We start from the raw sequence: 15,257 nt of genomic DNA, 5'->3' as shown, positions 1-15,257 counted from the left end.
GAGACAGGCCTCCGGACGATCGCCTCCGGGTGACCACGGGGCCGGGGTGAAGCGGCGCCCCCTCGGCCGGGCCGGCCGGGACGGCTCTGGTACACCGCCGGGACAAGATCGGTTCCCGGCCGTTCCGAAGCTGTGGGCGGCACCTGAGAGAATGGGGGACATGGCCTCTGATCGTCCTCGCGTGCTCTCCGGAATCCAGCCCACCGCGGGCTCCTTCCACCTCGGCAACTACCTCGGTGCCGTCCGCCAGTGGGTGGCGCTGCAGGAGACTCACGACGCCTTCTACATGGTCGTGGACCTGCACGCGATCACCGTGCCGCAGGACCCGGCCCAGCTGCGCGCCAACACCCGTCTCGCCGCCGCCCAGCTGCTCGCCGCCGGTCTGGACCCGGACCGCTGCACGCTGTTCGTCCAGAGCCATGTTCCCGAGCACGCCCAGCTGGGCTGGGTCATGAACTGCCTCACCGGCTTCGGCGAGGCCAGCCGGATGACCCAGTTCAAGGACAAGTCGGCGAAGCAGGGAGCCGAGCGGGCGACGGTCGGCCTGTTCACGTACCCGATCCTCCAGGTCGCCGACATCCTGCTGTACCAGGCGAACCAGGTCCCGGTCGGCGAGGACCAGCGGCAGCACATCGAGCTGACCCGGGACCTCGCCGAGCGCTTCAACACCCGGCTCGGCCAGACCTTCACCCTCCCCGAGGCGTACATCCTCAAGGAGACCGGGAAGATCTACGACCTCCAGGACCCGACCGCCAAGATGAGCAAGTCGGCGTCGAGCCCGAAGGGCCTGATCAACCTGCTCGACGAGCCGAGGACGACGGCGAAGAAGGTCAAGAGCGCCGTCACGGACACGGACACCGTCGTCCGCTACGACGTCGAGAACAAGCCGGGCGTCAGCAATCTGCTCAGCATCTACTCCACGCTGACCGGCGAGACGATCGCCGAGCTGGAGAAGAAGTACGAGGGCAAGCTGTACGGCGCCCTGAAGGGCGATCTCGCGGACGTGATGGTCGAATTCGTCACACCGTTCAGGTCCCGTACGCAGGCGTACCTCGACGACCCGGAGACGCTGGACTCGATCCTGGCCAAGGGGGCCGAGAAGGCCCGCGCCGTCGCCGCGGAGACGCTGGCGCTGGCCTACGACCGCGTGGGCTTCCTCCCCGCCAAGCACTGACACCCGCGCCATGGTCCCGGCCCGGCCCCTGCCCGGCCCCGACCGGGGCCGGAACGGCCGGAACGGGTTCCGGCGGAGCCGGACGAGTGAGGTCCGACACGCGCGGGGGCGAAGGCCAGGCTGAATCCGACAAGTCCGGACAGAAGGTGCACTGACACGTGTGTGCCCTCTGTCCGGGGCCCTGGCGGCGGGCCGGGTCCGCCCGCCACACTGCACACTGGCACCGGCGAGCACCCACCCGGCCGCCCGCCGCCGACCGACCACGAGCGACTGAGGAGAACGATGGGGACCGTAACGCTGGGCGTTTCGATCGCGGTCCCGGAGCCGTACGGCAGCCTGCTCCAGGAGCTGCGGGCCGGCTTCGGGGACGCCGCCGCGCACGGCATCCCCACCCATGTCACCCTTCTCCCGCCCACCGAGGCCGATGCCGAGGCCGTGCCGGAGATCTGCGCGCACCTCGCCGAGGTGGCCATGACCGGCCGGCCGTTCCCCATGCGCCTGTCGGGCACCGGAACGTTCCGCCCGCTCTCGCCCGTCGTCTACGTCAAGGTCGTCGAGGGCGCCGAGGAGTGCGCCTGGCTCCAGAAGCGGATCAGGGACGCCTCCGGTCCCGTGGCGCGCGACCTCCAGTTCCCGTACCACCCGCACGTCACGGTGGCGCACGGCATCGCCGAGGAGGCGATGGACCGGGCCTACGAGGAGCTGAGCGGGTACGAGGCCGAGTGGATCAGCACCGGGTTCGCGCTCTACGAGCAGGGCACCGACGGCGTGTGGCGCAAGCTCCACGATTATCCCTTCGGGAGCGGAGGCGTGTCCGTCCTGCCCCAGCAGGCGTCCGCCCCCTCGGCCGAACCCGCGGCGCGGGGCACGCTTCCCGCTCGCTGAGCACCGGCCCCGGCGCGCCTCGCGGGCTGGCGGGCCGGTGGTCGGGGTAGGTGTGTGCCATGGACTGGCTGACCCGGCTCCCGGTGGTGGGGCCCCTGCTCGCGCGGCTGGCACGTACCCACGTCTGGCGGTCGTACGAGGCGCTCGACCGGGTCCACTGGACCAGGCTCGCCGCCGCGATCACGTTCATCAGCTTTCTGGCCCTGTTCCCGCTGATCACCGTGTGCGCGGCGGTCGGTGCCGCGCTGCTGACCGAGGATCAGCTGCACCGCTTCGAGGCCGGTGTCTCCGAGCAGGTGCCGGGCATCTCCGACCAGCTGGATCTGGGGTCCCTGGTCGAGAACGCGGGCACGGTCGGCGTGGTGGCCGGGGCGGTCCTGCTGCTCACCGGCATCGGCTGGGTGGGCTCGCTGCGCGAGTGCCTGCGCGCGGTATGGGAGAAGGACGACGAGGACGAGGGCAATCCGTTCGTCCGCAAGGCCATGGACGGTCTTGTCCTGCTGGGGCTCGGCGCGGCCGGACTGGCCTCGCTGGCCGCCTCCGCGCTCGCGTCCAGCGCGATCGGATGGGCGACCGGGCGGCTGGGTGTCGACGAGGACGGCGCGAGCGGGGTGCTGCTCCAGGCCGCCGCGTTCCTGGTGGCGGTGCTCGCGGACTTCCTTCTCCTGCTGTACGTCCTGACCCTGCTGCCCGGCGTACACCCGGAGCGCCACCATCTGCTGACGGCGGCGCTCACCGGGGCGGTCGGCTTCGAACTGCTGAAGCTGCTGCTCGGGGGCTACATCAGCGGTGTGGCCGGCAAGTCCCTGTACGGGGCCTTCGGGGTGCCGATCGCGCTGCTGCTGTGGATCAACTTCACGGCCAGGCTGCTGCTGTTCTGCGCGGCATGGACGGCGACCCCGCGAAGCGGGACCGAACCCGCCGCGGACGGGGCGGGCGGCACGGCCGGGACAACCACCGCGGACGCGGCATCCGGCACGGCCGGGCCGACCGGTACGGCCCGGACCGGCGCCGTACTCAGGAGGCCGGAGGACGGCGCAGCGGCCAGCGCCGGTTCCCGAAGAACACCCCGGCGGCCACCAGAACCAGCACCCCGCCCATGACGCCGAGCGCGATCCCGAACCCGCCGCCGTCACCGGCCGCGTCCGCGGCGCCGGCGGCCGCGGCCCGCTCCGGCTCGCCCGGCTTCCCGGCGCCGTCGTTGCCCGCGCCGCCGGCCTCGGCCTGCTCGCCGGCCTGCGCGGCCTCCTCGCTCTTGGGGCCGACCAGCTTCCCGACGGGGTCCACCTTCCCCGCCGCTGCGAAGCCCCAGTCGAAGAGCCTGGCGGTCTCCTTGTAGACGGCGCCCCGCTCCTTGTCGTCCGGGTTCATGACGGTGACCAGCAGCACGCGCTCGCCGCGCTGGGCGATCCCGGTGAAGGTGTAGCCGGCGTTGCTGGTGTAGCCGTTCTTGACGCCCGCGATGCCCTCGTACGGCTCTATCCCGGCGAGGCCGTCACCGGTCAGCAGCCTGTTGGTGTTCTGGATCTCGAAGGTCTCGCGCTTCTTGCCCTTCTTCTTCTCGCCCGGGAACTTGGCGGTGGCCGTCGCCGCGTACTCGCGGAAGTCCGCCTTCTGCATGCCGGAGCGGGCGAAGAGGGTGAGGTCGTAGGCGCTCGACACCTGGCCCTTCTCGTCGTAGCCGTCCGGGCTGACCACCTTGGTGTCGTGGGCCTGCAACTCCTCGGCGTGCGCCTGCATCTCCGCCACCGTCTTGGCCTTGCCCTCGTTCATCGCGGACAGCACGTGCACGGCGTCGTTGCCCGACCTGAGGAAGACGCCGAGCCAGAGGTCGTGCACGGAGTACGTGTAGTTCTCCTTGACGCCGACCATGCTGCTGCCCGCGCCGATGCCCGACAGGTCGTCCTGGGTGACCTTGTGGGTCGTCGTGGCGGGGAACTTCGGCAGCAGGGTGTCGGCGAAGAGCATCTTGAGCGTGCTGGCGGGCGGCAGCGGCCAGTGCGCGTTGTGCGCGGCCAGCACGTCGCCCGTCTCCGCGTCCGCGACGATCCACGAACGGCCCGTCAGCTTCTTGGGCAGTGCGGGGGCGTCCGCCCCGGGCCGCACCTGCGTGCCCGGCTTCCCGAGCAGCGCGCCGCCGACCGTCGACATGGAGGCCGGCGGCCTGGGCGCCTTGTCCTCGTCCTTGTCGGTGTCCCTCCCGTCCGCGTGGGCCGGGGCAACGGCGAGCAGGGTCAGAAGCGCGGAGGCGAGAGCCGTCGTCGCGAACTTCTTCGATGCAGTCTTCGGTGCCGTCTTCGGCACCGTCTTCGTGATCGTCTTCGAGGCAGGCACGGACGAGAACGTACAGGGCGCGGGCGCCACGGGGACCACCGCGGTACGCACCCGCCGCGACGGCCCACCCCGGAGCGGCAGGCGGCGGGAGAACGGTGATACTGGGTGCATGAAGCTCAGCCGCCCCGTCTCCTGGTTCCTGCTCGCTTTCGGGGTGTGGAGCTGGGTCATCTGGATCACTTTCGTCAAGAACCTCTGGAAGGACGCCAGTGGGCTCGCGTTCGACGACGCGGGGGATCCCACCGCGTACTTCTGGGTCCATCTGCTGCTCGCCGTCACATCCTTTCTTCTGGGGACGGCGATCGGGCTGATCGGGTTGCGCGGTGTCAGGGCATTGCGGCGCGAGTCCGCCCGGGAGGCCGAATAGTGGTCCTCGTCATCCTGTTCGCGGTTCTCGCGGTCCTCGCGCTGTTCGGCGGTGTGCACTGGTACCTCTGGCGCCGGCTGGTCCGCGACACGACCGCGAAGGGCGGTGCCGCCCGCCGAGCGGGCACGGCGGCGGCCTTCGTCCTGCCGCTGCTGACCCTCGGCTCCCTGGTCGCGGGGCGCGCGGGCGCGCCCTTCGCGGTGGAGCAAGCACTGGCATGGCCCGGCTACCTGTGGCTGGCGGCGCTGCTCTATCTGACGATGGCTCTGCTCGCGGGGGAGGCGGTACGGCCGCTGCTGCGCCGGGTCCTGGAGCGGCGCGCCGCGCCGGCCGGCCCGCCATGGGCCGGGACCGGGACTCCTGCGCGGACCCGGACCTCCCTCGGCGACCCCGCAGAACCCGGATGCGACGCGCTCGTTCGCGGTGCCGCGGCACCGGCCGGGGACACGACCGGGCCGGACGTCTTCGCCGCCTCCGACGACGGTGACCGTCCGGCCGAGGACGGCCCCGAAGCCGGTACCGCGGGGGCCCGGCGCGCCGTGGCCGTCGCGGAGGAGCCGCGGACGGCCGGTGCCTCCGGCCGGGAGCCGGCAGGGGACGCGGGGCCGGACGGCGCGGTGGAACAGGCCGGGACCGTGACCGGTTCCGTGCCGGAGCCCGCGACCAAGCCCGCGCGGGACCCGGCCCGCGCCACGGAAACCGCGGACCCCGACGGCACCGCGGTCACTGAGCCCGGTCCCTCGCGGCGGCTGTTCGTCGCCCGTACCGTCGCCGCCGCCGCGTCCGCCGTCGCGGCGGGAACCGTCGGCCACGGCACGTACGCGGTGATGCGCGGGCCGGGTGTCAAGCGGGTGACCGTGCCGCTGGCGAAGCTGCCGAGGGCCGGTCACGGCTTCCGGATCGCCGTGGTGAGCGACATCCACCTCGGGCCCGTGCTCGGGCGGGCCCACGCCCGGCGCATCGTGGACCGCATCAACGCCACGCGACCCGACCTCATCGCGGTCGTGGGCGACCTGGTGGACGGCAGCGTCGCCGATCTCGGCCCCGCTGCCGAGCCGCTCGCGGACCTCGAGGCGCGGCACGGCGCGTACTTCGTCACCGGCAACCACGAGTACTTCTCCGGCGCCGCCGAATGGGTCGACCACGTGCGGGAGCTGGGCCTGCGCCCGCTGGAGAACGCCCGCGCGGAGCTGCCCCACTTCGACCTCGCGGGCGTCAACGACGTCGCGGGCGAGTCCGAGGGCGACGGCCCCGACTTCACGCGCGCGCTCGGCGACCGCGACCGTTCCCGGGCCTCCGTGCTCCTGGCCCACCAGCCCGTCGTCGTCCACGACGCGGTCGAGCACGGCGTCGACCTGCAGCTGTCCGGCCACACCCACGGCGGGCAGCTCTGGCCCGGCAAGTACCTCGCCGCGCTCGCCAACCCGACGGTGTCGGGCCTGGAGCGGTACGGGGACACCCAGCTGTACGTCACCCGGGGCGCCGGTGCGTGGGGGCCGCCGGTGCGGGTGGGGGCGCCCTCCGACATCACGGTCGTGGAGCTGGCCTCGAAGCAGGCGTGAGCCGGTCACCGCGCCCAGCGCCCCGCCCGCCGGACGGCGGACGGGGCGAGCGGTCAGCGTTCCGGGGCGGCCCCCCGGAGGAAGAGGTCGACGACCTCCTCGGTGAGCGCCCCGGCGGGTGCCGGGGCCGGGCGCTCCTGTGCGGGCATGGCCACGTCCTCGGGCATGGGCTGCAGCATCGCGGCCAGTTCCATGAAGGCCATGGCGAGGAAACCGGGGTCGGACTCGCGCAGTTGACCCGTCTCGACGGCACGCCCCATCAGATCCGTGACCGGCTGGATGAGTTGCCGCACGTAGGCGTGGGAGAGCTCGGAGCGCCGGGCCTCGTCGACGTGGCGGGTGGCGTGGTAGATCTGGTCGCCCAGCGCGGAGTTGTACGTTCCCCGGGCGTAGGTTCCGGCGAGCGCGAGGAGTCGTTCGCGCAGTCCGTCCCCGGTCTCCAGGGCCTGCTGGAGCACGGCGGCGGTCTCCTCGATGTAGTGGTGGGCGACCTCCGTGAAGAGAGCGGGCTTCCCGCCGGGGAAGTGGTGGTAGAGGCTGGCCTTCTTCACGTCCACGGTCTTGGCGATCTCGTCGAGCGAGACTCCCAGGTAGCCCCGTTCCGCGAGGAGGCGGGCGAACTCGTCCCGGGCGCGGGCGCGGGTGTCGGTCTGGCGGGGCATGGGGCGTTCAGACTCCTGTGCGAGTACGGCGGATCAGGGCGACGCGGGCCGCGACGGCACCTGTCACCAGGATGCCAGTGGCCACGAGAGCGCCGGGCAGGACGTTCTGCTCGCTCCACGGCGAGGTGAGCAGACCGCGCATGGCGTCCAGCGGCGGGCTGAGCGGGTTGAGGTCCGCCGCACGGGCCATCCAGCCGTCGAGCCGCTCGCGCGGCACGAAGGTCGCGGTGAAGAAGGAGAGCGGGAAGAAGACCATGGTGACAGAGCCGACCGCGGAGCTGTTCCCGGTGTGCAGGCCGACGGCGGCCGCCAGCAGCAGGAAGCCGGTCCCGAGCAGCACCGTGGCGCCGACCAGGGCGAACAGGGCCGGGACTCCGGCGGCCGGGTCGAGGCCGAGCGGCAGGCCGAGCGCGGTGAGGGCCGCCGCCTGCGCGGCGAGCACCACGATGCCGGCCAGGACGGGCGCGGCGATCAGCGTCCAGCGGGCGGCCGGGGTCAGCCAGAGCCTGGCGTGGTAGCCGGACTCGATGTCCCGTACGAGCAGCTGGCCCGCGGTGGCACCGCCGGTGAACGCGGTGGTCAGCAGGCACAGCGGCAGCACCACGTCGACGTAGCGTCCGCCCGGTGCGGTGGCCCCGGCGACCGAGGACAGCTGCCCCTCGTAGATGACCAGGAAGAACGCGCTCATCAGCAGCGGCGAGAGGAGCAGCGACGGGGTGCGGGCGCAGGCCCTGAGTGAGCGGACGGTGAGGGCCGGGAAGGCGGCGAACGCCGGGCCGTGGTGCCGGGTTCCGCCGGGGGCCTGGGCCCTGGCCTGCTGGGTGTCCGGGGTGGCGGGAGCGGTGTTCATGCCGCGGGGGCACCTTCCTGTGCGGTGGTGAAGCGGAGGAAGACGTCCTCCAGGCTCGGTTCGTCGACACTGAGGGAATCCGCGTGCAGCCCGGCGGATGCGAGGGCGAGCAGCAGGTCCCCGTCGGCGCCGGGGCGCGCGAGCCGGATGCTCACGGCCCGCTGTTCCTGGCCGGTCGTGCCTGCCTGTTCCCCCCGGTCGGTGAGCAGCCGCAGGGCGCGGCCGGCGGTCCCGGTGTCGGAGAAGCGCAGCGTGAGGACCCGGTGGCCGGTCTCCTCCTTGAGGACGCGGGGCGCGGCGGAGGCGATGAGGCGTCCTTCGCGCAGGATGCCGACGCGGTCGCAGAGCTGGTCGGCCTCCTCGAGGTACTGGGTGGTGAGCAGGACGGTGACGCCGTGGTCCGAGGCGAGGGCGCGGATCTCCTCCCACAGGCCGCGCCGGCTGACCGGGTCGAGACCGGTGGTCGGCTCGTCGAGGAAGAGGACGGCGGGGCGCTGGACCAGGGCGACGGCGAGGTCGACGCGCCGCCGCTGGCCGCCGCTGAGCCTGCCCACGGGGGTGCCGGCGAATTCCTCGGCCCCGAAGGAGGCGAGGAGTCCGGCGCAGCGTTCGCGGGTCTGCCGGGTGGTGAGGGACTGCATCCTGCCCTGGAGGCACAGCAGTTCACGCGCGGACATCAGCGGGTCGAGTGCGGTGCCCTGCAAGACGACTCCGGAGCGCCGGCGCACGGCCGCGGGATCGCGGACCACGTCCGCGCCGGCGACGACGGCGGTGCCCCGGGTGGGGCGGAGCATGGTGGTGAGCATGCGGACGGTGGTGCTCTTGCCTGAGCCGTTGGGCCCGAGCAGTCCGTAGATCTCGCCGGTGTCCACGTGGAGATCGAGCCGGTCCACCGCGGAGCGGTCCGCGAAGTCCCGGCCGAGTCCCGAGGTACGGATGGCTGGTGAAGCCGGTGTTCTGAGCATGAGGAAAACCTACCTATCGATAGGTAGGTTTCGCAAACCGGTTTCCGCGCCGAGACGCGCCGAGGACCCCGGGCCCCGCCGGCACCCGGGCGGGCCGTCTCAGCCGGCCGGGAGCCTCACCGTGACCGCCAGCCCCTTGCCCGGGGCCGTCTCCACCGACACGCCGCCCCCGTGTGCCTCCACCACGCCCTGGACGATGGCCATGCCGAGACCGCTGCCGGTCCCGCCCGGACCGCCCGGACCGCCCGCGCCGCCGGGGCTCGCGCGGAAGAAGCGGTCGAAGACGCGGGCCGCGTCCGCCTCGCACAGGCCGGGGCCCTCGTCCGCGACGCGCAGGGTCACGGTGCCGTCGCCGCGGCACAGGGATATCCGTACCGCCGCGTCCACCGGAGTGTGCGCCCGGACGTTGCCCAGCAGATTGCCCACGACCTGCCGCAGTCCCGGTTCGTCGGCGCGCACCAGCAGCGTCCCCTCGGCGGACACCTCGACCGGGCGGTCCGGCTGCTGCACCCGCAGGTCGTCCGCGGCGTCACGGACCAGACAGCTCAGGTCGACCTGCCGGAAGCGCAGTTCGGGCCCCTGGTCGAGCCGGGCCAGCGTCAGCAGCTCGTCGACGAGGTGGCCCATCCGCTCGGTCTCCGCGTTCATCCGCTCCTGGGCCCGCGCACGTTCCTCCTCCGCGCGCAGCATCCCCCGTTCGTGCAGCTGGAGGTAGCCGCGTATCGCGGCCAGCGGCGTGCGCAGTTCGTGGGACGCGTCCGCGACGAAACGGCGGAGCTGCTCGGCGCTGCGCTCCCGCGTCGTGTACGCCGACTCGACCTGGTGCAGCATCGTGTTGAGGGCGGTCCTCAGCTGCTCGACCTCCAGCATGCTGTGGCAACTGGGCGGCACCCGGCGCGTCAGGTCGCCGTCGGCGATCGCGGACGCCGTCTCGACCATGTCCTCCAGCGGCCGCATCCGGCGCCGGACTTCCATCATCGTCAGCACGCCGAGCAGCGCGACGAGCACGGTGCCGACCGCCAGGTCCAGCTTGAGGGCGCTCTTCAGCGCGCCGTGCACCGCCTCCGCGGAGGCGGCCATGACAACAACCGTGCCGTCGCCGAGCCGTGTGGCCGTCGCCCGGTGGGGCTCGCCGTCGATGGTGATGTCCACCGGCTCGGCGGCGCGTGCGAGGGAGCCCGGGTCGGCGACGGCCCGGTCCAGGAGGCGCTGCCGCTCGGTCGGTTCGTATCCGGCGATCGACAACGGCTCGCCGCCGCGCAGTGCCACGAACACCGTCCCGCTGTCCGGCAGGGACTGCTCCGAGTGCTGCGGCGCGAGCTTGTCACGGAACAGCGCCCACGCGCCCAGCGCCTCGACCTGCTCCATCGTGATGCCCGCCTGGCCCAGCGACCGGCGCGACGAGTCCAGTTCGGCGTCGATGGCGGACAGCAGATAGTGCCGCATGCCCATGAGGCTGATCGCGGTCGCCGCGATGACGCCGATGGTCATCAGCACCACATTGACCAGGGTCAGCCGTTTCCGCAGGGAGTGACGGCCGTCTCGTGAACGCCTCACGCGCACCGCGTGCCGGGCCCGCACCCCGTGCCGGATCCGCGGCTCACGCCGGGTGCGGGCCGCCCGCCGGACGCGCGCCTCATGCGAGGCCGTAACCGATGCCGCGCCGGGTGGTGATCGCTTGATCCCCGCCGAGCGGCCTCAGCTTCCTGCGCAGGTAGGAGACGTACGTCTCGACGACGGTGGACTCGGGCTGGTGCTCGTACTGCCAGACGTGCCGCAGCAGTTGCTCCTTGGTGCAGATCCGTCCCGCGTTGCGGACGAGGAAGCGCAGCAGGGCGTACTCCGTCGGCGTCAGGTCGACGCTGCGGCCCGCCCTGTGCACGCGGTACGTGGTCTCGTCCAGCTCCAGATCGCCGTACCGCAGCGGGGCACGGGCCGCCACCACGTCCTGCGGCCTGGTCCTGCGCAGCACGGCGCGCAGCCGCGCGACGACCTCGTCGATGTGGAACGGCTTGGTGATGTAGTCGTCGCCCAGGCCGAGCCCGGCGACGATCTCGCCGGGCGCGTCCCGCGCGGTGACGAACACCAGGGCCATCTGCGGCCAGCGGGCGCGCAGTTCCCGCCCCAGGGCGCGGCCGTCGCCGTCCGGCAGCATCACGTCGACGAGCGCGGCGTCGGGGCGGTGCTGCCGGGCGAGCGCGGCGGCCTCCCGCACGCTGCTCGCGGTCGTCACCTCGAAGTGGTGGAAGCGCAGGGCGATGGTCAGCACGTCGGCGATGCTGGGCTCGTCCTCCACCACCAGCACGCTGGCTCCTGTGGTCTCGCTGGACATGGCTCCAGTATCGGCGAGGGGCGGCCCGGGAGGGAGGGCCGGAGTCTTGGAGTTCCTTGAGAGTCCCGGCCGCGAGCCCATGCGCACACCGTCCCGCGTCCGATGCTGGAGCCGACCCGGGGGCGACACGGACGGATGAAGGAGCGGTGATCGTGGCGGCATTGGCACGCTGGTGCTACCGGCACAGGCTGGTGGTCCTCCTGCTGTGGCTGGTTGCGTTCCTCGGGTTGGGCGCGGGGGCCGCGGCGGCGGGCAGCAACTACGCGAACGTCTTCAGCCTCCCCGACACGGACTCGACGCGTGCCGTCGAGCTGATGGAGGAGGCCTTCCCCGAGCGCTCGGGGGACACGGACACGGTGGTCTGGCGCGTCTCGGACGGCGCTGACGGGGCGGACGGGGCGGACGGGGCCGGCGGTTCAGGGGCCTCGGTACGGGACGCGGCGGTACGGGAACGGATCGAACCGGCGCTGGAGAAGATCGCCGGCATGGACGGCGTCGGAGAGGTGGCGAGCCCGTACAGCGAGGCGGGGGCCGCGCAGATCAGCCGGGACGGGACGATCGCCTATGCCCAGGTGACCTTCACCGGTCAGGCCAACGAGGTGCCCAAGGAACTCGTCGAGGAAGTCGTCGACACCGCGCAGGCCGCAGAACGGGACGGTTTGCAGGTCGAGTTGGGCGGTCAGGCGATCGCCCGTACCCAGGAGGCACCGGCCGGAACCTCGGAGCTCGTCGGCGTCGTCGCCGCGGCGATCGTGCTGTTCCTCGCCTTCGGCTCACTGTTCGCGATGCTGCTTCCCATCGTCACCGCCGTCGTCGGCGTCGGCCTCGGCGCCTCCGCGACCATCCTGATCAGCCACGTCACCGACGTACCCGAAGTGGCGCCGCTGCTCGGCTCGTTGATCGGCCTCGGCGTGGGCATCGACTACGCGCTGTTCATCGTCACCCGGCACCGGCAGAACATCCGGCGCGGCGCCCGCCCCGAGGACGCGGCGGTCTCGGCGCTCAACACCTCCGGCCGGGCCGTGCTGTTCGCGGGCGGCACGGTGTGCATCGCGCTCGCGGGCATGCTCGTGACGAACCTGCGGTTCCTCGACGGGGTGGTCATCGCCACCTCGCTGACGGTGGTGCTCAGCGTCCTCGCCGCGATCACGCTGCTGCCCGCGCTGCTCGGCGTGCTCGGGCCGCGGGTGCTGGGCAGGCGGCAGCGGCGCGCGCTGGCCGACAGCGGTCCGGTGACGGGGGACCCGAACGGTGCCGCCGCCCGCTGGTCCTCGTACGTGCAGAAGCGGCCCCGCTCCGTCGCCGCGCTCGCGGTCGTGGTGATGGCCGTGCTGGCCATCCCCGTCCTCGGGATCCGGCTCGGCGCCTCCGACCAGGGCAACCACGCGGACGACACCACGACGCGGCAGGCCTACGACCTGCTCGCGGAGGGCTTCGGGCCCGGCTTCAACGGGCCGCTCCAGGTGGTCGCCTCGGGCGGCGACAAGGCGGCGGTGGACGGCCTGGTCCGCGAGGTCGGCCGGATGGAGGGGGTCGCCCAGGTGGTGCCGCTGCCGGCGCCCGAAGGTTCGGAGATCACCGTCATCCAGGTCGTGCCGACCACGTCACCGCAGGCGGAGGAGACGGACGACCTGATCGACCGGCTGCGCGGGCAGATCATCCCGGCGGCGGAGGAGGGCACCTCGATGTCCGCCCACGTCGGCGGCGTCACCGCGGTCTTCAAGGACTTCGCCGCGCAGGTCGGCGACCGGCTCCCGCTGTTCATCGGCACGATCATCGCGCTCGGCTTCGTCCTGCTGCTGATCGCCTTCCGCAGCGTGGTGGTGCCGCTGACGGCGGCCGTGATGAACCTGCTGGCGGCCGCGGCCTCGTTCGGCGTGCTGGTGGCGGTCTTCCAGTGGGGCTGGGGCACTGAAATCCTCGGCCTCGGCAAGGAGGGGCCGATCGCCGCGTTCCTGCCGGTCATCATGCTGTCGCTGCTCTTCGGCCTCTCGATGGACTACCAGGTGTTCCTGGTCAGCCGCATGCACGAGGAATGGGTCCACACCAAGGACAACGCCCGCGCGGTACGGGTCGGTCTCGCCGAGACCAGCCGCGTCATCAACAGCGCGGCGCTCATCATGATGTGCGTCTTCAGCGCCTTCGTGCTGAGTGGCGAGCTGGAGGCCGCCATGGCGGGCATCGGCCTGGCCGCCGCCGTCGCGCTGGACGCGTTCATCCTGCGTACGGCGCTGGTCCCGGCCGCGATGCATCTGCTGGGGAAGTCCAACTGGTGGCTGCCCGGCTGGCTCGACAGGCGGCTGCCGCACCTGGCCGTCGAACCGAAGGAGGACACGGAACCGCCCTCCTCCGCGGGGACCCCGGAGCCCGCCGGTCCGCGGGGCGGCGCCGCGGGCGCCGGTGCCTCCTCCGTCGTGCACGGGTTCGTCCGCACCCCGGAGGGTGAACCGGTCGCGGACGCCACCCTGACCCTCGTCTCCGATAAGGGGCGGCAACTCGACCGCGTCACCTCGCTGGCCGACGGCTCGTACATCCTCTCCGCCCCCTCCGGCGGCTCCTGCGTCCTCTCGGCCCGCGCGGAGGGCTTCGACCCGCTCGCCCGCCACGTCATGGTCGCCGGGGAACCGCTGGTCCACGACGTCGTCCTGATGCCGGCGGGGTCGCTGTCGGGGAGGGCGTGACACGTCCGCCGCCCCACCGGCCGTCCTAGGGGGCGGTGCCCCCGGAGGCCGCGCCCTCGGGACCGCTCGCCGTCTCCCCGCTCCCGGCGCGCTTGCGTGCAGTCTTCCCCGGGGGCCTCGCCGGGGTCTTCTGCGTGGCCGTCCTGGCCGCGCGCTGGGGTCCGCTCGCCGCCATGCCCGCCGCCGTCGGCATGAAGTCGCTGAGGAGGTCGTGGGTCTCGCGGACGAGGGGCCGCAGCAGGCGGAACCGCGTCAGGCCGATGGCACGGGCGGAGATGGAGGCCACGCGTTCGGCGAGGCGGCGGCTGTTGGCTGAGTTCTCGGAGCGGTCGTAGACCCAGAAGAGGACCAGGCCCATCTGCTGGAGCCAGAGCAACTGGGGCAGCTGCTCGGCGAGTTCGGGATCGTACTTGGTGTCCGCATCCGCGAGGACCTTGCGGTGGACATCGATCGCGGCCTCCCGGGGGCCCTCCGACTCGACGGAGAAGGGGCTCAGCGGGCTGTCCGGATCGGCGGCGTTCTTGAAGAACTGGGCCGCGAACTCGTGGTAGGGCTCGGCGATGTCCAGCCACGCGAGGAGGACCCCGCGGATGCGTGCCGCGAGGTCCCTGTCGCCGTCGAGGACGTCGGAGGCGGCAGCCTGGTGCTGTTCGGCGATCCGGTCGTAGAAGCCCTGGATCAGGTGTTCCTTGCTGCCGAAGTAGTAGTAGGCGTTGCCGACGGAGACCCCGGCCTCCTGGGCGACCGCCCGCATCGTCGTCCTGTCGTAGCCGCGCTCCTGGAAGAGGCGCAGGGCGGTCTCCAGGATGAGGGTCCGCGTCTGCTCGCTCTTGGGCTGCTGCTTCGCCGGCGATGCGGGCTTCGGTGCTGCTTCCACAGGGCGAGCCTAGTCGGGGGCGGGGCATGCCCCGTCGCAGGCCGGTGGGGGCGAGGACGGCGAGGACCGCTGCCGCCGCGGCGGGCGCGTGGAGCGCCGGGGCGGCCCGCCGTGGGTCCAGCCGTGCGCCGGGTCGTACAGCCAGCCGTCGGCCGTGCTGTACACACCTCCGCCCCAGCCCGCCTCGCGCCGCGCCTCCCGGTACCTCGCCGCCGCCAGTACCGCGCCCCGCGCCAGCAGCGCCCCGGCGGGGGTGCTCAGCCGGTGGGACATCGGCCGGTACTCCGCCAGCGCCCACAGGCACACGACCCAGGCGGCGGCTCCCTCGTAGACCTGCCCGCCGTCCGCCACGACGGTGATCTCCTTCAGCGTCCGCCCGTGGTCGAGGGCCGGCAGCCGCTTCCTCGCCTCGTCCGACCCGGCCGGTACGAAGACGAGCGGTACGAGCCGGCGCTGTCGCGCGAGCCAGTCGCGGATGTGTGTGCACAGCGGGCACCGCGCGTCGTACAGGACGGTGAGCCGGCGGACCGGGACACGCGCGGTGCCCCGGTCCTGCCCCGTCCCGGCC

The 15,257-nt window shown here is 72.8% G+C and carries 14 protein-coding genes; 6 read left to right on the top strand and 8 right to left on the bottom strand.

Annotated features, from left to right (window positions below; all coding sequences use genetic code 11):
• Positions 1–160 precede the first annotated feature (160 nt).
• From trpS to GUY61_RS22630, 3 genes are all read left to right on the top strand, one after another.
• Complete coding sequence (gene trpS / locus GUY61_RS22640; RefSeq protein WP_166632065.1) at positions 161–1,174, top strand: tryptophan--tRNA ligase; 1,014 nt, start codon at positions 161–163, stop codon at positions 1,172–1,174.
• Between the two features lie 282 nt (positions 1,175–1,456).
• A complete protein-coding gene (locus GUY61_RS22635) occupies positions 1,457–2,059 on the top strand; it encodes a 2'-5' RNA ligase family protein (RefSeq protein ID WP_166632064.1) in 603 nt (200 codons plus the stop codon).
• Between the two features lie 59 nt (positions 2,060–2,118).
• Positions 2,119–3,162 carry a YihY/virulence factor BrkB family protein gene (locus tag GUY61_RS22630; protein WP_166632063.1) on the top strand — a complete coding sequence of 348 codons (1,044 nt, stop codon included), beginning with the start codon at positions 2,119–2,121 and terminating at the stop codon, positions 3,160–3,162.
• On the opposite strand, the gene GUY61_RS22625 is transcribed toward GUY61_RS22630, so the two are convergent.
• Positions 3,077–4,564 (bottom strand): D-alanyl-D-alanine carboxypeptidase, encoded by a 1,488-nt coding sequence (locus GUY61_RS22625; RefSeq protein WP_166632062.1) that lies wholly within the window; start codon positions 4,562–4,564, stop codon positions 3,077–3,079. The genes GUY61_RS22630 and GUY61_RS22625 overlap by 86 nt on opposite strands.
• Between GUY61_RS22625 and GUY61_RS22620 the strand changes: the two genes are divergently transcribed.
• Together GUY61_RS22620 and GUY61_RS22615 are read left to right on the top strand one after the other, a co-directional pair.
• Positions 4,503–4,760, top strand: a complete 258-nt coding sequence (locus GUY61_RS22620; protein ID WP_166632061.1) for an SCO4848 family membrane protein — start codon at positions 4,503–4,505, stop codon at positions 4,758–4,760. The genes GUY61_RS22625 and GUY61_RS22620 overlap by 62 nt on opposite strands.
• Positions 4,760–6,322, top strand: coding sequence for a metallophosphoesterase (locus GUY61_RS22615; RefSeq protein WP_166632060.1), 1,563 nt, complete (start codon positions 4,760–4,762; stop codon positions 6,320–6,322). Before GUY61_RS22620 ends, GUY61_RS22615 begins: the two co-directional genes overlap by 1 nt.
• A gap of 53 nt (positions 6,323–6,375) precedes the next feature.
• Here the strand turns inward: GUY61_RS22615 and GUY61_RS22610 are convergent, their stop codons facing one another.
• From GUY61_RS22610 to GUY61_RS22590, 5 genes are all read right to left on the bottom strand, one after another.
• Positions 6,376–6,984, bottom strand: coding sequence for a TetR/AcrR family transcriptional regulator (locus GUY61_RS22610; protein ID WP_166632059.1), 609 nt, complete (start codon positions 6,982–6,984; stop codon positions 6,376–6,378).
• A 7-nt stretch (positions 6,985–6,991) separates the two neighbouring features.
• A complete protein-coding gene (locus GUY61_RS22605; RefSeq protein ID WP_166632058.1) occupies positions 6,992–7,834 on the bottom strand; it encodes an ABC transporter permease in 843 nt (280 codons plus the stop codon).
• Positions 7,831–8,799 (bottom strand): ABC transporter ATP-binding protein, encoded by a 969-nt coding sequence (locus GUY61_RS22600; protein ID WP_166632057.1) that lies wholly within the window; start codon positions 8,797–8,799, stop codon positions 7,831–7,833. Before GUY61_RS22600 ends, GUY61_RS22605 begins: the two co-directional genes overlap by 4 nt.
• Before the next feature lie 99 nt (positions 8,800–8,898).
• Positions 8,899–10,362 (bottom strand): sensor histidine kinase, encoded by a 1,464-nt coding sequence (locus tag GUY61_RS22595; RefSeq protein WP_398956508.1) that lies wholly within the window; start codon positions 10,360–10,362, stop codon positions 8,899–8,901.
• A 73-nt stretch (positions 10,363–10,435) separates the two neighbouring features.
• Positions 10,436–11,131 (bottom strand): response regulator transcription factor, encoded by a 696-nt coding sequence (locus GUY61_RS22590; protein ID WP_166632056.1) that lies wholly within the window; start codon positions 11,129–11,131, stop codon positions 10,436–10,438.
• 161 nt (positions 11,132–11,292) lie between these two features.
• On the opposite strand from GUY61_RS22590, the gene GUY61_RS22585 reads away from it, so the two are divergent.
• A complete protein-coding gene (locus GUY61_RS22585; protein WP_166632067.1) occupies positions 11,293–13,812 on the top strand; it encodes an MMPL family transporter in 2,520 nt (839 codons plus the stop codon).
• A gap of 25 nt (positions 13,813–13,837) precedes the next feature.
• Here GUY61_RS22585 and GUY61_RS22580 read toward each other — a convergent pair whose 3' ends face one another.
• Together GUY61_RS22580 and GUY61_RS22575 are read right to left on the bottom strand one after the other, a co-directional pair.
• Positions 13,838–14,689, bottom strand: a complete 852-nt coding sequence (locus tag GUY61_RS22580; RefSeq protein ID WP_166632055.1) for a TetR family transcriptional regulator — start codon at positions 14,687–14,689, stop codon at positions 13,838–13,840.
• A 9-nt stretch (positions 14,690–14,698) separates the two neighbouring features.
• Positions 14,699–15,199, bottom strand: coding sequence for a thiol-disulfide oxidoreductase DCC family protein (locus GUY61_RS22575; protein WP_166632066.1), 501 nt, complete (start codon positions 15,197–15,199; stop codon positions 14,699–14,701).
• Positions 15,200–15,257: the final 58 nt, after the last annotated feature.

Source organism: Streptomyces sp. GC420 (genome assembly GCF_009916105.1).
Taxonomy (GTDB): Bacteria; Actinomycetota; Actinomycetes; order Streptomycetales; family Streptomycetaceae; genus Streptomyces.
Note: the sequence above shows the minus strand (reverse complement) of the source record. Positions and strands in the feature narration are given on the sequence as shown.

Coding starts and splice junctions, on each gene's coding strand:
- GUY61_RS22625 (WP_166632062.1), bottom strand. CDS start 4,564: ATGACCCAGCTCCACACCCCGAAAGCGAGCAGGAACCAGGAGACGGGG.
- GUY61_RS22630 (WP_166632063.1), top strand. CDS start 2,119: ATGGACTGGCTGACCCGGCTCCCGGTGGTGGGGCCCCTGCTCGCGCGG.
- GUY61_RS22590 (WP_166632056.1), bottom strand. CDS start 11,131: ATGTCCAGCGAGACCACAGGAGCCAGCGTGCTGGTGGTGGAGGACGAG.
- GUY61_RS22620 (WP_166632061.1), top strand. CDS start 4,503: ATGAAGCTCAGCCGCCCCGTCTCCTGGTTCCTGCTCGCTTTCGGGGTG.
- GUY61_RS22635 (WP_166632064.1), top strand. CDS start 1,457: ATGGGGACCGTAACGCTGGGCGTTTCGATCGCGGTCCCGGAGCCGTAC.
- trpS (WP_166632065.1), top strand. CDS start 161: ATGGCCTCTGATCGTCCTCGCGTGCTCTCCGGAATCCAGCCCACCGCG.
- GUY61_RS22605 (WP_166632058.1), bottom strand. CDS start 7,834: ATGAACACCGCTCCCGCCACCCCGGACACCCAGCAGGCCAGGGCCCAG.
- GUY61_RS22600 (WP_166632057.1), bottom strand. CDS start 8,799: ATGCTCAGAACACCGGCTTCACCAGCCATCCGTACCTCGGGACTCGGC.
- GUY61_RS22610 (WP_166632059.1), bottom strand. CDS start 6,984: ATGCCCCGCCAGACCGACACCCGCGCCCGCGCCCGGGACGAGTTCGCC.